This window comes from Bacillus sp. CFBP9009 (genome assembly GCF_036541465.1).
In the GTDB taxonomy this organism is placed as follows: domain Bacteria; phylum Bacillota; class Bacilli; order Bacillales; family DSM-1321; genus Peribacillus.
In genome coordinates, this window is the sequence record NZ_JAZHFU010000002.1 from 205,033 (window position 1) to 219,289 (window position 14,257).

At 38.1% G+C, this 14,257-nt stretch carries 15 protein-coding genes, 1 other RNA gene and 1 pseudogene; 6 read left to right on the forward strand and 11 right to left on the reverse strand.

Going from position 1 to position 14,257, the window contains the following annotated elements; all coding sequences use genetic code 11:
- Nucleotides 1-20: 20 nt before the first annotated feature.
- On the reverse strand, nt 21-410 hold the full coding sequence (locus V3595_RS06115) for a DUF948 domain-containing protein (RefSeq protein WP_101222076.1): 390 nt from the start codon (nt 408-410) through the stop codon (nt 21-23).
- A 173-nt stretch (nt 411-583) separates the two neighbouring features.
- Between V3595_RS06115 and V3595_RS06120 the strand changes: the two genes are divergently transcribed.
- Both V3595_RS06120 and V3595_RS06125 read left to right on the forward strand, forming a co-directional pair.
- Complete coding sequence (locus V3595_RS06120; protein WP_485905971.1) at nt 584-916, forward strand: four-helix bundle copper-binding protein; 333 nt, start codon at nt 584-586, stop codon at nt 914-916.
- 228 nt (nt 917-1,144) lie between these two features.
- The gene (locus tag V3595_RS06125) at nt 1,145-1,456 is read left to right on the forward strand and encodes a hypothetical protein (protein ID WP_137023222.1); all 312 of its coding nucleotides are present in this window, start codon (nt 1,145-1,147) and stop codon (nt 1,454-1,456) included.
- Between the two features lie 113 nt (nt 1,457-1,569).
- Here the strand turns inward: V3595_RS06125 and V3595_RS06130 are convergent, their stop codons facing one another.
- Nucleotides 1,570-2,241 (reverse strand): hypothetical protein, encoded by a 672-nt coding sequence (locus V3595_RS06130; protein WP_485905973.1) that lies wholly within the window; start codon nt 2,239-2,241, stop codon nt 1,570-1,572.
- Nucleotides 2,242-2,491: 250 nt separating this feature from the next.
- On the opposite strand from V3595_RS06130, the gene V3595_RS06135 reads away from it, so the two are divergent.
- Nucleotides 2,492-2,701, forward strand: a complete 210-nt coding sequence (locus tag V3595_RS06135; protein ID WP_485906763.1) for a YqaE/Pmp3 family membrane protein — start codon at nt 2,492-2,494, stop codon at nt 2,699-2,701.
- A 76-nt stretch (nt 2,702-2,777) separates the two neighbouring features.
- On the opposite strand, the gene V3595_RS06140 is transcribed toward V3595_RS06135, so the two are convergent.
- Entirely contained in the window at nt 2,778-5,348 is a 2,571-nt protein-coding gene (locus V3595_RS06140) for a DEAD/DEAH box helicase (RefSeq protein ID WP_485905974.1), read from the reverse strand.
- 575 nt (nt 5,349-5,923) lie between these two features.
- On the opposite strand from V3595_RS06140, the gene V3595_RS06145 reads away from it, so the two are divergent.
- The gene (locus V3595_RS06145; protein WP_485905976.1) at nt 5,924-6,883 is read left to right on the forward strand and encodes a sensor domain-containing diguanylate cyclase; all 960 of its coding nucleotides are present in this window, start codon (nt 5,924-5,926) and stop codon (nt 6,881-6,883) included.
- Nucleotides 6,884-7,161: 278 nt separating this feature from the next.
- Here the strand turns inward: V3595_RS06145 and V3595_RS06150 are convergent, their stop codons facing one another.
- Together V3595_RS06150 and V3595_RS06155 are read right to left on the reverse strand one after the other, a co-directional pair.
- Entirely contained in the window at nt 7,162-7,341 is a 180-nt protein-coding gene (locus V3595_RS06150; protein ID WP_076369116.1) for a hypothetical protein, read from the reverse strand.
- Nucleotides 7,338-8,102, reverse strand: a complete 765-nt coding sequence (locus tag V3595_RS06155; protein ID WP_485905977.1) for a type II toxin-antitoxin system SpoIISA family toxin — start codon at nt 8,100-8,102, stop codon at nt 7,338-7,340. The genes V3595_RS06150 and V3595_RS06155 overlap by 4 nt, the downstream gene beginning before the upstream one ends.
- Nucleotides 8,103-8,406: 304 nt before the next feature.
- Between V3595_RS06155 and V3595_RS06160 the strand changes: the two genes are divergently transcribed.
- Nucleotides 8,407-9,492 (forward strand): MBL fold metallo-hydrolase, encoded by a 1,086-nt coding sequence (locus V3595_RS06160; RefSeq protein ID WP_485905979.1) that lies wholly within the window; start codon nt 8,407-8,409, stop codon nt 9,490-9,492.
- Between the two features lie 40 nt (nt 9,493-9,532).
- Here V3595_RS06160 and V3595_RS06165 read toward each other — a convergent pair whose 3' ends face one another.
- Complete coding sequence (locus V3595_RS06165) at nt 9,533-10,480, reverse strand: DMT family transporter (protein WP_485905981.1); 948 nt, start codon at nt 10,478-10,480, stop codon at nt 9,533-9,535.
- Nucleotides 10,481-10,765: 285 nt separating this feature from the next.
- Between V3595_RS06165 and V3595_RS06170 the strand changes: the two genes are divergently transcribed.
- The gene (locus V3595_RS06170) at nt 10,766-11,092 is read left to right on the forward strand and encodes a YnfA family protein (protein ID WP_101222067.1); all 327 of its coding nucleotides are present in this window, start codon (nt 10,766-10,768) and stop codon (nt 11,090-11,092) included.
- A gap of 68 nt (nt 11,093-11,160) precedes the next feature.
- Here the strand turns inward: V3595_RS06170 and V3595_RS06175 are convergent, their stop codons facing one another.
- The 5 genes and pseudogenes from V3595_RS06175 to ssrS form a co-directional block, all read right to left on the reverse strand.
- Complete coding sequence (locus tag V3595_RS06175; protein ID WP_170971488.1) at nt 11,161-11,310, reverse strand: hypothetical protein; 150 nt, start codon at nt 11,308-11,310, stop codon at nt 11,161-11,163.
- A 131-nt stretch (nt 11,311-11,441) separates the two neighbouring features.
- Nucleotides 11,442-11,711: pseudogene (locus tag V3595_RS06180) on the reverse strand (IS1595 family transposase); the annotation flags it as partial.
- Nucleotides 11,712-11,779: 68 nt separating this feature from the next.
- On the reverse strand, nt 11,780-11,968 hold the full coding sequence (locus V3595_RS06185) for a hypothetical protein (protein WP_063233876.1): 189 nt from the start codon (nt 11,966-11,968) through the stop codon (nt 11,780-11,782).
- A gap of 294 nt (nt 11,969-12,262) precedes the next feature.
- On the reverse strand, nt 12,263-13,630 hold the full coding sequence (locus V3595_RS06190) for an MFS transporter (protein WP_485905983.1): 1,368 nt from the start codon (nt 13,628-13,630) through the stop codon (nt 12,263-12,265).
- Nucleotides 13,631-13,913: 283 nt separating this feature from the next.
- A non-coding RNA gene (gene ssrS, locus V3595_RS06195) (6S RNA) lies at nt 13,914-14,101 on the reverse strand.
- Between the last annotated feature and the right edge of the window lie 156 nt (nt 14,102-14,257).

Below are 14,257 nucleotides of genomic sequence, written 5' to 3' on the forward strand. Positions count from 1 at the left end.
TGTTTTTAATGTTAATGGTACTACTTGATTTTGATTTGAACCCCCTCAGCTTCAGTTCGAGTCAAAGGAGCTGTCGGAGCGGATAATTCCTTGTGGCGGCCTTCCAAACTGGCTTCCTTCATGGAATTGGTTACATTATGAATCATTTCCCCAACATCTTGAGCGGATTCTAGCAATGGATCGACATTTTCCATCTTCCCTTTTACATCCGCTGTAATTTGATTGGCAGAGTGGATCAATTGTTTGGACTCTTGCGTCAATCCATGTACTGCATTCCTTACCTCTTCCAGTGTCTTATTTGTTTCTTCAAGCGTCCCCATTCCTTTACGCAGCGTCTGGTTGACATTATATATCAAATACACGACGGCTCCGGAGACACTGGCCACACTTAATTTAATAAACATTTTCATATATCCACTCCCTTCATTTCAATTTATGCACTGTCCCTTCCATTCATTCCCTAAAGTCCATTACTTGTCCGGTCAGTTTTAAAGAACCTTTTACCTTTGTCCTAAAAGAAGTTTAAAGGGTAGTTTAAAGGTTAATAGTAAGGGAGAGACCATATTTAGGAGGAGATTTGTTCATGACACATGAGAATTATTCATCTGTTATCCAAACTTTAAATGATTGTATGACCGCGTGTAATCATTGCTATGACGCATGTTTAAAAGAAGAACATGTAAACATGATGGTGGAATGCATTCGCTTGGATCGGGAATGTGCGGATATTTGCTCTTATTTAGAACAGGCGATAGCAAGAGGAACACCGTTTATTTCAGAGTTGGCTGAAGTGTGTGCCAAGATTTGTGAAAGCTGCGGAAACGAATGTAAAAAACACGATCATGAACATTGTCAAAAATGTGCTGAGGCATGCTTGAGATGCGCAAAAGAATGCAGAAAATTAGTCGCTGGATAAAAGGAATAGCAATAAGCTATTCCTTTTATCCTCCTCCCCCCTTACCTACCCATTATTTTGTTAAATCTATTAAAGGATGATGAGATAATAGATATATTCTAACGAGGTATATGTTGAAATTTTAAATGTCCATAAATTATTTTAAAAGATGAAATTTTTAAAATATCAAAAACATATATTGAAAACCTCCCTTTTTAGGCACACTAGTATTAAAAACAGGAGGATATTATGACACCTCGGAATGTTCCTGCTAAAGATGATTTAGAAGTGAAAGATACCCCCGCTTCACCTGATAAGGAAAGCGAAACAGCCAAACTCAATCGGTTACTAGGTGCGGTCATGCGATATTTATCAGATGATGAGCAAGAAGAAATTGATATAGAGTATCTTCTCGAAAACACCGAAGGGCTTCGGGATTGGTGGAGCGAATATAGGGAGCTTGATCGAAAACGGGTCGAAGAAGAAATAAAAAATTCCCTGACTGATCTATCCCTTGAAGAACTTGAAAACATCCGTGAACAAATCCGCACAAAGGAATAATAAAAAAAATCCCTGTATCGGGATTTAACCTGATCATGCAGGGATTTTTTCTTTCCTATTATATACAAACACATATATTTGAATTTACGTTCATGTGCGACATCAGAAATCCTTTATTCAACTTTCAATGACCTTAGTTCCAGTTGATCGATCATGTAATCCACTAATGCATGCAATGGATTTAAAACTGTCTTTCCTGTCTCAAGCTCATATCTCATAGCTGCTTCGACCATTGATAGTTGAGCCACCGACAGCGGTCTTTTTTCGTTATTAAACTGGTATAGGAAGTTCATGATTTCCTGGTTATATTTTTCTCCTAATCCCTGCATAATCAATTCAAAGGCATTGTCGATAATGATAACTTCATAATCCACAGCCCCATATTTTTCAGCATGGGCATTTAAACGTTTGACTGTTCCTTCAACAGTTGCTGGGTTCGTGAATAAAATCATTTGCGGTTGCTGCAATTGGCAAATTTGCTCAAAATATGGTTCATCGATTTTAATGATAGGCATGGGTAAGGATAGTTGTTCTTCGTTTAAAAAGGCGATGTAGTTTGTACAGGTTATCAGAATGGCATCCACTTTACATTCGGCAATCCATTCGACCTGTTCTTTTACCCTTTTTTGAGCATCCGAATTGTTAAAAGTTTCATCCGATGATACACGATGCATCAATCCCGGATCTACAAAATGAAGCCATTCAATATCGAATTTCGAGAATGCGGCTTCGATGTATTCTATATTTGTATAGTGAGCATGCAAACAGCCTATCTTTTTTTTCATAAATCTCCCGCCTTCATCAGTTAGTATTCTGATTATTCTAACACAAAAAACGGCGGTACATTGACTGCAGCCAGCAAAAACGATTATTAGCCATAGCCCGCCTGCCATTATCGTGGGCAAAAAGACAGCTTCTTTGAGCCAGAATGCTCAGTTGGTATGAATCTGGCTCTCGAGCATATATTTATCAAGGCGATAGCAAGAGTCAAACAGTGATAGTCATTAAAAATCAATATATTGGAGAGTGTTCACCATTCTTTATTTAATTGCGATTATTTTCCCTCCATTAGCCGTATTATTAGCCGGTAAACCCGTTCAGGCTATGCTTAATTTGGTCCTCACACTATTTTTTTATGTCCCTGGTTTAATTCATGCAATCTTAGTGGTGCATGATAAGAAAGCTGATAAACGAATGAAGGAGCAAGCTGCAATTATTTCTAAATCGAAACAAACGACTAAGTGATTTACACAACCACTAATAACCCGAATGAAGCACCAAGGTGCATTTTATTCGGGTTATTACTATCGAAAGAATTCGTTTAATTGAATCTGTGCGTCTTCCTAAGCCCTCTATGATAACAAGCGTCACATATTTGAAAACGCGAGTCATCCGGCAGCCTTTTTCCACAGCGCTTGCATTTTTTTTGATAATTCAACATTTCGTCTTTTAACTGATCATGAACGCCATCACTGATTTCTTCACGGATACGCTCCCAATAAACAGCTTCGGTCCGCTTACCCATCCGATATAAAAATAATAGATGAAGACCTATCGCTTTATAAGATAGCTCCAATTCCTCCAGATTCCTTGTCTTGATGACCGGTTCAGGAAGGTCACTGTTCTCGGCAATCGCTTCGACCGTTTCCAGCCACTGTCTGATAAGACTTGGTTCTTTTGCAGAAAAAGGAATATGCAGGAAACCATATAAATCCATTAAAGAAAAACGCGCTTCGATTTCAGTATCCCGTATTAGTTCGTAAAGCTCCCTTTCTTCGGATAGCGATGCCTTTTTCGTGCCTTTAGGGGGCTCAAACCTCTCCCACATTTCGAAAAATGTCCCTAGGTTCCGGTAATATTTTTGAAAACGTTCAAATACAGCAGAGGTTGGGGCGATTGTGAAGGTTTGAACTGGTTCATCTACCTGTTCCAGCAACTTATTCATGATTTTGATATCTGCTGTAAATGCTACCTTTCCAGTGTCATAAATCCCCTTTCTACCCGCTCGACCTGCGATTTGTTTGATTTCTTGAGAAGTCAACCTTCTTCTTCGTGTCCCGTCGAATTTTTCATTTTCAAGAAAGACGATACGGCGTATTGGCAAGTTCAATCCCATTCCAATTGCATCGGTGGCAACGACAACTGATGTTTCACCGCGATTGAATAGCTCTATTTGCCGTTTCCTATTTTCAGGAGGCATACTTCCGTATATCATGCTGACATTATGTCCACTCTCTTTTAGCCGGGACGCGGTTTCGAGTACCTGCCTTCTCGAAAAACAAATAAGCGCATCCCCTTTTTTCGTATACTTCAGTCCAAACTCCTTTTGTTCTACCTCAAGCGGTATTTCCCGTCTGTATTCGTGGAGTTCCAAATCAGCTTCATTCAGAAGGTTCAGAAGCATCATTTTGATATTATTGCTCCCAATTATGTGTACTTCTTTCGCATTAGCTTGCGTGATTGCCCTAAACCATGAAAAGCCTCGATCTTTATCGGCAATCATTTGGGCTTCATCTATGACGATTACTTCATGGTAGTCTTTTTCATGAAACATTTCAACGGTGCTGGAAACATGTTTAGCACCCACCACTGCCTTTTCTTCTTCACCGGTTTTTAATGAGCAAGGTACACCGTCAGCATTTAATTTATCAAACACTTCAAGGGCCAGCAGTCTAAGGGGAGCTAGATACAAACCGCTTTCCGCTTCTTTCATTTTTTCCAGGGCCTTATGCGTCTTCCCGGTATTTGTCTCTCCTATATGCAAAACATATTGAACTTTTTTCCCTAATGATGGAGTATAGGCCTTACCGATGATATCATCGATCATCCTTTGCTCTTCTGCCCGCTTCCTGGCTTGCTCTGCCAATACTTCAGCTTTTCTTCTCTCTCTGTTCTCCACGTCTTTTTCGTATATTTCTTCGTGCAATGTTTCATTAAAAGGAATTCCTTCAAGCTTCAGTAAATCAGAAAGGTATTCTTCCTGAAGTTCATCAAAACAGGACTGAGACAAATCGGCCAATTCATCGCTTAGTATACCTTGAAGGGCATCAACCGTCAGCCTTTCCCCATATGACTCAAAAAAATCATGATGCAGTGCAGCAGATAGATGGTTCAAGTATTTGTCAGGGACTAATTTCATTATGAAATCCGAAACTAATCTTTCATACCTGAAGAAGTAATTTTCATATTCATAACGGTTCCTTCCCCAACCGACTAACGAGTGAATATCTCCTGTAAGCTCTTCAAAAAAATCAGTGACCATTAGGTATTCGGCAGCTTGAAAGCCACCCTCTTCCACCAATTGTTCTTCAAGCAAGTATGGATCGATATATTGGAATTTAGGCTTATTCTTAAGATCTTTTGTCAATATACCGGCAATATAATACCTGACATGTAAATATAATAAAAGGGAGTTTTTTTCGAAAAATGTATTGGCCTCTTCTTGAAGCCTCGCGCGTATCTTCCAACGCTGCTTGGCAAGCCGCTGTTCTTCTTGTCGCCTAAAGAATTTTTCCCTTGCATTTTTATATCTCTTTTCCCACTCTTCTTGATTGTCAGCAAAGGTTTTTTTAATCCATGTTAAGCCATCAAACGGGCGATACTTCTTTAATTCGTTCCGGAACATGCTATTGATCAGCTTATGATCTGAACCTTCCGTTACAAAACCCCTTTCGCTTAAAAACGCCTTTTTTTCCTTTCTGGGCACATCATTTGACGCTTTATTTATCCAAACATTTATCCAAATTTGCTCAATAAAGGTCGTCCTGTCTGATATATATGCTGAATAAGAAGGCATTGTCTCTTGATTCTCTAAATAAAAATCCATATCCTGGATTATTTTTTCCTTTGTATTCTCAATCGCAATAGGATATATACTTTCTAATTTTCCCATAATGATCCCCTTTTGAATTATCCAATATGTACTTTATTACTTCCTTTTATCCTCCCCAAATTTTTGTTTAAAATGAGCGCGGGTACATTCGTTTTATCTATTTAAATTCAAGTGCTCTGTTATCATGAGAAGGTGAAGAAATGCCAAGATGCTTTACTCTCCAAGGTAAATATGAAAAAGCTACCAAATATGTACATCGGAGTTACTCTTACCATTTCATTTACAGTATAATTCATGAAGAATAGACTGATCATTGACTTGGACTTTTTATGGTTTATGCCCATCCCGGTAATCCAGAAATCCAGAAATGGATACATTGGTTTAGCTATTTTGTAATCAGGCAAATAAAAATTTAATGATATTAAAAAAATGCCGAAAATAAAGTAAAGGTCAATTTTTAAACTTTCTCGATAACATTATTCATCCATAAAACGAAACCATCCCCTTAATTGAGTTTAGTGGAAATTTGGACAACTGTCACGGTATTGAGATTCCGCTTTTGTGTCTTTGGCGTTCAATTTGAGAATTAACATCCGGAAATCTAAAGAGACTATAAATAAATGAGGAGCCTGAGAATGATTCAGCATGATATCAACTATTATAAAAATTTCGATTCCATCGCTAAAGAAGTATTAGCACTATTAGGTCAAACCATTGAGGTCAATACATTCTTCGTTTCTATATTGAATCCCATACATAGTTTCATGATCAAATCCTTCAATAGAAATGCAAAGTTAATTTGTGAAGGTGATATCCTTCCTTATAATATGGTTTATTGCAAATTAGTTGCTGAGAATGGCTTGGAACCACTCGTTATCCCTAATTTAGGGGAACATGAATTGACTAGTGGCCACTCCGCAACGAAGTTTATAGGAAATGGGTGTTTTATGGGAGCTCCCCTTACTATTGAGGGTGAAATCATTGGAACATTATGTGCATTCGACATTAAAACTTATGATTTTAAAGAATATGATCTGATCCTCATTAAGTCTTTGGCAGCTTTGATTAGTCATACCATCAATCTTGAAAAAGGGATTATCAGGGATCCTTTGTCAGGTCTTTATAATCGGAACTTCATTTATAATTATTTTGATTATCATAAAGATAAAACAAACGATGAAATGGCCCTTCTTTACATCGATCTTGATCATTTTAAATTTTTCAATGATTCCTATGGTCATGATACTGGTGATGACGTTATTAAAAAGACAGCCGAATGTTTTTTGCAAACCGTCCCCGAAGGCAGTCATGTGGCTCGAATTGGTGGTGATGAATTCATTGTATTATTACATCCAGCGTATTGTGAGGATTTAATGAAATGCACTCAGCAAAACGCTGAATTAATATTGAACCGTTTATCCACCATGGCCATTACCATTAAAGGAAATAATCATTTTGTATCAGCCAGCATAGGGATAAGTTTTTATCCTCATCATGGTACGGAAATGGACTTACTTTTGAAAAAAGCGGACCGTTCCATGTATATGGCTAAGAAATCCGGCCGTAAGAATATTCAATACTACCACCCGCAGTGATTTTCTTAAAAATAAAAAAACCAGTTCTCCTTAGAGACTGGCTTTCTTTTACCTTAAAAAAATCCAACGTTTAGCTTTCAGCCTTTGCAAAAGCTTGAGCAGATCAGCATTTCCCTTATGTATCCGTTTTTCGGATGGTGAAGCGGAGGGGATCGGGATGTTAACTCTCTCGGGTTTTTTGTTCATATTCTGAAAGACCCTTCCTATTCTTTGATTTTGAATAGTATATGCGGGTTTTCCATTAAATATCATAAAGGAAAGGAAAAACCCCTTCCCTCTTATAAAACATTTTTTAACCGGCTGAAGCGTGCAGCTTTTTCTTTTTGTTTCAGGATAATGCGTTCGTTCTGTTTCATCACTTTTTTAGTGTGGGGACTCAAACCTACATCGGGTATTTTTACCTGTGGTTTGATTACGGCAACTGACACATCATTGCCGGCTTTATCATAAATGCTCATTTATCCTCACCACCTGGTTTTTGTTTTATGACCATATCGAACATCATGATTAATAATGCTATTAATAAACAATCGACTTCTGAAACGAAGCTTTCCGATTTAACGTCAAGGATATAGGGTTCCATCAAAATGCTTACAGGCTGCAAAGCCATTTTTTCTTCATCATTATAATACGTATCTTCTCTTTCCAATGTAGCACGGATGGTACTGCCATTCAAGTTCGGATGCCCATTAATCACCAATTGCTTGTCTTGTTCCGTTTTGAAAGGAAGGATTTTCACGTTCATCCCTTCCTTAGCTGCATACGCTTGAAGGAGAATGCTCAAATAAGCCAAGTATTCCTTATTCGATTGATAATACTCAGGTATTCCTTCTTTCTTTAGGAGATGAAACATATTTTTGACCTTTTCCCTATTATCCGTTAAAAGTTTGTCACTTTCCGCAACCGCTTTTGTTGCATAGGACAGCTCGTTATCGCCAATCTTCGATATATACATGCTCAAGAACACAAACATATCAATAAGGATGAATACGATAGCCATAATCAAGAAATTTTTCCACTCATTAAAAATGCTCATCGGATAGAAATTCCAATAAATCAAAGCTCCCAGTATAAAAATGATATACCAGGTTTTTCGAATCGCTTCAATCCTTTTACTTACCTTGTCCTTATATTTCCAAGAAAGTATGACATAAGCTAATAAAGCAATAAATACTACCCATACAAAGACTCTGAAAAACATTAACAATCGATTTATCACCTTACCCTTCAGCTGCTACATTCCTTATCCCGCTCTCTATATTATTCATTATATATACCTCTATTCCCTGCCTAAGATGGGTGAAACTTAAACACTTGCCAGAAGTTTTCACTAGCTGAAAAACACTCCTCCCAATGTGAGTTTACAGTTAATGAATCATATGTTTCAGCATCCATTGCCCTTTTTTTCAGAAGGGTATATTTTAATCATTTTTCTTGTGGGACATCATAGTAAATAACCTTATATATTCTGTGATATGATATGTTTTAACAAAAAGGCATGATTAATATGGGAGGAAGCTATCATGATGAAAATTATTAAGATTCTCATTTCTTCTTTTGTAATATTATTACTATTCCTAAACCTATATCCTCCGCTTGGAAGACGGACAAACAAAGAAAAAGTGAGAAGTTTCACTACAAAAGAGAATTTTTTCAAGGGAAAATTCCAAAATCAGATTCCAGCCAGTCAAGCGATGAGTCTTAAGCATACTGGTTCGATTTTACGTGATTTCATAAAACCTAATCCAAAAAGGAGGCCCGACCAGCCAATCGTAATTGGAACAAAAGAACCTGGATCTATGAATTCCAATAAAATAACCTGGTTTGGTCATTCTGCATTCATGTTGGAGTTAGATGGGAAAACCATTTTAGTGGATCCCATGTTTGGCAAAGCACCAACTCCCTTTCCTTGGTTTGGGAACAAGCGCTTTAGCGGGGAGCTGCCTATTGATTTGGATATGCTGCCTCCTATCGATGCCGTCCTGCTCTCACATGATCACTACGATCATTTGGATTATTACTCAATAAAGAAAATAAAAGATAAGGTCAGTCAGTTCATTGTCCCACTAGGTGTCGGCGGACACCTTGAAAGATGGGGCGTTAAACAAGAACTGATTCAGGAACATAACTGGTGGGATGAGATTTCATTCAAGGATTTGCAATTTGTCTGTACGCCTGCAAGGCATTTTTCTGGAAGAAGTTTACGCGATGGCAATACGACACTTTGGTGTTCTTGGGTAATTAAAGGCAAACAAGAAAAGGTATTTTTCAGCGGAGATAGTGGATATGGCAGCCATTTTAAAGAAATCGGCGAAAAATTCGGGCCTTTTGATATAACTTTAATGGAATGCGGCCAATATGATGAACGCTGGTCAACCATCCATATGATTCCAGAAGAAACTGTTCAAGCACATATCGATGTACAAGGAAAACGGATGCTCCCCATTCATTGGGCTGGTTTCACATTGTCTTTTCATGACTGGACAGATCCGATAGAACGGGTAACAAAAGCAGCCAATGATCTTGGCGTCCAGGTCTGTACACCTCAAATAGGCGAACCAGTAGTGATTGGTTCAACGGATTTCCCTCAAACAAGATGGTGGAAATGAAAAAGGTCCATCCCAAATGGGATGGACCTTTTTCATTCATTCACAGTTTCCCTTCATTATATTCTAGATTCACTTTTATTGAATGCTCTTTCTTCACTCCAAAATAATTCGTGCCTATTACACCTAAAATGATTAGTATCGACCCCAATATATCGTAGATTGTAATCTTTTCATTTAGTATGAGAGCTCCTGCTGCAATCGTTACTACAGTGGAAAGATTTGCAAACACACTCATTTGGGACGCTTTGATTTTTGATAAAATCGTATTGGATAATAACGAAGTGACCAATGAAGCCAATATTCCCAAATACAAAATGGAACTGATGAATTCGATGCTCGACCATGGTGTAAAGAATTCCGGCATCGTTCCTTGTTTTAAGTGGGTGAAGAGGGCAGCCACGTTAAAAATGACAAAGCCCGTTCCCATCATGAAAAAGGTCATTTCACCTGGTGTATAGTCATTGGCAAGCGAACGGGTCATCGTTGTATAACATGCAGTTGCAATACAGGATAGCAGGATCAACACCATCCCTAGCATGTCGGAAAAATTGATTGTGCTCCCTTTCATCGCAAAAATAAATATGACCCCAACTACCGACAATACAATCGAAAGTTTTTGATATAAAGATGTTTTCTCCTTAAGGAAATATCCAGCTATCATCAATGTTAGAATCGGGGTGACCGCAGACAGAATTCCAGCATCGGTGGATTGCGAATACTTTAGTCCGAAAGTTTGAAAGGCAAAGAAAAGAGTTGGGAATAACAAAGATAACGGAACAAGATTTTTAACAGACTCCCAGGAATAATTCACCTTAATGACTTTAACGGCGACCAGGAATAAAATGATGACGAAAGAAACGGAGAACCGGAACGCCAAAGTATCCAGCGGATTCGATTCTGCAATCGCCATTTTCGTGAATAAGAAAGATAGGCCGACAATACTTGAATGAAATAGCGCTAACATGTATGCAAATGTTCGGGTTTTCATGGCTGCAACTCCTCAACTAAATTACTATATTCCTATTTAGGTATAGTACCCTTTGCATCTGTATTGCAATCCAAGTTAGAGTCAAAAAATAAATATGGCATTTTTTCAAGCTAAACTGTTCAACTATCAGCACAAACAACCTTTTAAAAATAACTTTTTAAAGATCATTTTCATGCCTTAACGGTGATGCTCCAGTTAACTTTCAATTAGTAAGAACTCTGTAAAGTATGTCATTTGCAGTTTCATATATGATAAAATTTCAACCAGGAAGAGAGGTATACATATATGTTAGTTACTACCGTAATATTCCTTATGGCTGGTCTAGCTGAAATTGGCGGCGGTTACCTTATTTGGCTTTGGTTAAGAGAAGGTAAATCCATTTATCTAGGTTTAGCCGGAGGTTTTGGGTTGGTGTTATACGGCATCATTGCAACTTTCCAAACGTTCCCTACCTTTGGACGTGTATATGCTGCATATGGCGGGGTTTTCATCGTTTTATCGGTTTTATGGGGATGGGGCATCGATAAGAAAACCCCTGATTTATATGATTGGATTGGAGCTTTAATCTGTTTAGTCGGGGTTTCAGTCATTATATGGGGCCCTAGACAGTAAAAGAATTAAAGGGCATAAGGCCCTTTAATTCTTTTACTAAGATCTCCACGTTTTGTTTTGGCCTATCTTCATTTGAACATTTTCATAAAGTGATTCAGCTGGGTGTTTATTATATCAATTTCTTTTCCTGCCTGTTTGCGGTCAGCATAATAAATCTGTAGATGAAATCGGTTAAATTTTTGTTCAGCCATCATTTCAGACACTTGGATCGTGCGCATTCCTTCCCCTCTTTCTGCTATTCCTTTTTGACGCAGTCTTAAGGATTTCCCTTTTTTTGGTTCGACAACAGATCACAGATACTAATTATATGTATATAGAACCAAGTTCACTATATAGTTACTGAATATTAAGTTGCAACACCATTAAACCTATTCATCCACTTCGTTAATTTGCTGTGAATCGAATTTATGTGTTGAATATAGTATATTCCTTCTTTATGTTTTCCTCTTTGTACACGCTTATGATCTAACGAAAATCATGGGAGAACTGAACATAACTCTTATGACTATCAGTGCTAAGGAAAGAGTTATCCTATATGGCCATCAAAGAGCTTTTCTCATTCTTGATGTGTCATTCTGCCCTTCCATAGTTTTTCCGTGATTAATTTACCTTTCCTATCCCATTCCGAACCCTTTGGGACACAAACAAAGCCCTCTTATCAAAGAGGGCTTTTTAATGAATATAAGATTAAGCGTCCAAGGCTTCTTTACGCTTTCTTTTCCTTGATTCTGTTATAAGATCATAACCGAGATATAGGATGATGGCTCCGCCTAACAATTTAACATATAACGGAATGTCCGCTACAAAGAAATAAATCATAGAGAATAATGTCCCTATAATGCTTAACCAAAAGATTACATGTTTTAAAATTTTCAAAGTAATGACTCCTCACAAAAGATGAGATTAATTTATAGTTCGCTCCGCTTCAAGGAGGAATTAATTATCCATATCATCATTCTAACATTTATTCTTTATAATAAGAGTGACTCGTATTGCGAAATTATGAACTTTTTGCAACTTTTCTCAAGGATAGGTCAAGTCCCGGAAAATCTCTACGCTATTTCTTTTCAATTTGCAATTTCTTTACTATGACACAAAAAAGGCCAATAAAACAAATACGCATGAAATGACAGCGAGGGTATCCCAGCACTGCATTTCATGCATTTAATTTTACAAGACGTTCATTTTATTGGATTCTACCGCCATTTCTTCGGTTGGTTCGGAATGATCATGTTTATAATAAGCCATTTTCACTGGAACGAATGATAAAGCAACCGCAGCAATGAGACCCGGAATGGCGAAGGCAATGAAATTCAATTGGATGGGTAGCGAGATGGATAATAAAAATCCGCCGAGTATGGGACCGAGCATACCGCCAATCCTTCCGATTCCAGATGCCACCCCTAGTGCAGTCGATCTAATATTTGGAGGATAGTACTGGGAAACATAGGCTTGTACAAGGTTTTGAGCACCAATGGTACAGGCTCCTGCAATCGCTACCAATGTGTAAATCACGAAGGAGCTTCCGCCCATTCCCAATAGCGTCAAACTGACAGCCCCAAGCGCATACATCGGCACAAGCATTTTCTTTGATCCATAACGATCACAAAGTTTAGCGATGATAAGCGTTCCTACGATAGCTCCCCCTTGAAGAACGATCAAGAAACCTAAGCTTGAATTCAGCGCATACCCTGCCTCGATCATTAGCTTTGGAAGCCATGTATTCAATCCATATACCATCAAAAGGCACATGAAAAAGGCGATCCAGAACATCAATGTGCTTAGAGCACGGGAATCCTTGAACAATCCAACAATCGGCATATTGGCTTCTGTTTTTTTCACTTCCACAAGTTCGTCCTTGATGTCGAATTTACTTTCCGGACTTACCTTGGTTAATATTCTGATAAGTTCTTCCTTTTTGTTTATTCTGATCAGATGCGTCGAAGCCTCGGGTAAACGCTTCATCATGAAGGGTAAAAATAACATTGGTATTCCTGCAAACCAGAATATTGATTCCCAACCTAGTTTCGGCATAACCAGGATACCCAGTATCGGCGCAAGCATCCCGCCGAATGAGTAACCGCATAATACGATTGAAACGACCATGCTCCTCATCGTTTTCGGTGCATAATCCGTCAATAAGGCAATGACGTTCGGCATGATGCCCCCAAGCCCTAATCCCGCTAGAAATCGGAAAGTTGAAAACATTGTAGGCGTATCAGCAAATCCACATAAAAGCGTAAATAAACTAAATAAAATGAGTGTAATCGCGATTACGTTTTTTCTGCCAATCCGATCTGCTAATGTACCAAAGAAGATCGCCCCAAACAACATTCCGAATAGACCATAGCTGCCCATAGCCCCCGCTTCCACGGAAGTAAGGTTCCATTCCTCCGTCAATAACGGGACGACCGTACCGTAAACGACAAGGTCATAGCCGTCAAAAAGGATAATGATAAAACACCATGCCAGCAATCCAAAATGAAAGCGGTTAAATTTACTGTTGCTAATTACCTCGGTCGTATTAATTTTAGCCATAAAATTTTTCTCCTCTCTAGGTGACTGCAATAACACCATCCAAATGATAGCGCTTACGTAATCCATTAAAAAAACATCTACCACTATCATTTTATACAAATAGTGAACTAAGTTATCTAATTGTTATTATAAATGCTAATTATCTGATATTTCAATAAAAACTTTCACATATTTTTTTAAATCTTAATATGTTTTCTGAAGCCATCGTTAATTACAGTTTTGAACATGAGTAAAAACAACAAAAAACCAGTCCCTTATCGGAACTGGTTTCTAATTAGTAAAGTAGGAAGCCGCCATTGCCGTATTCAAGTAAGAAAGTTTTAAACCACCACTCCTCAAAGTGGGTGTTTGCAGAAGCAATCCTGTTGTCCAAGTCAGTGACGAGGCATAACATTCCTGTTTCGATATAAAACTCCCTATTACAGCTTAAAGGTTAAAACTTAATTATCATTACGAACAACGCAGCTTGTATAGTTATAATACCGAAATATCTTCAATCTTGCAAGTTTAATCATTCCCAGACAACAAAAAAATTTCATGTTACATGTCCAAACGGCAAAACTTACGGCTGCACTCTGATTTCTGTTACCGTCCCACACTTTCATTGATATCTTATTAAGGAATAGC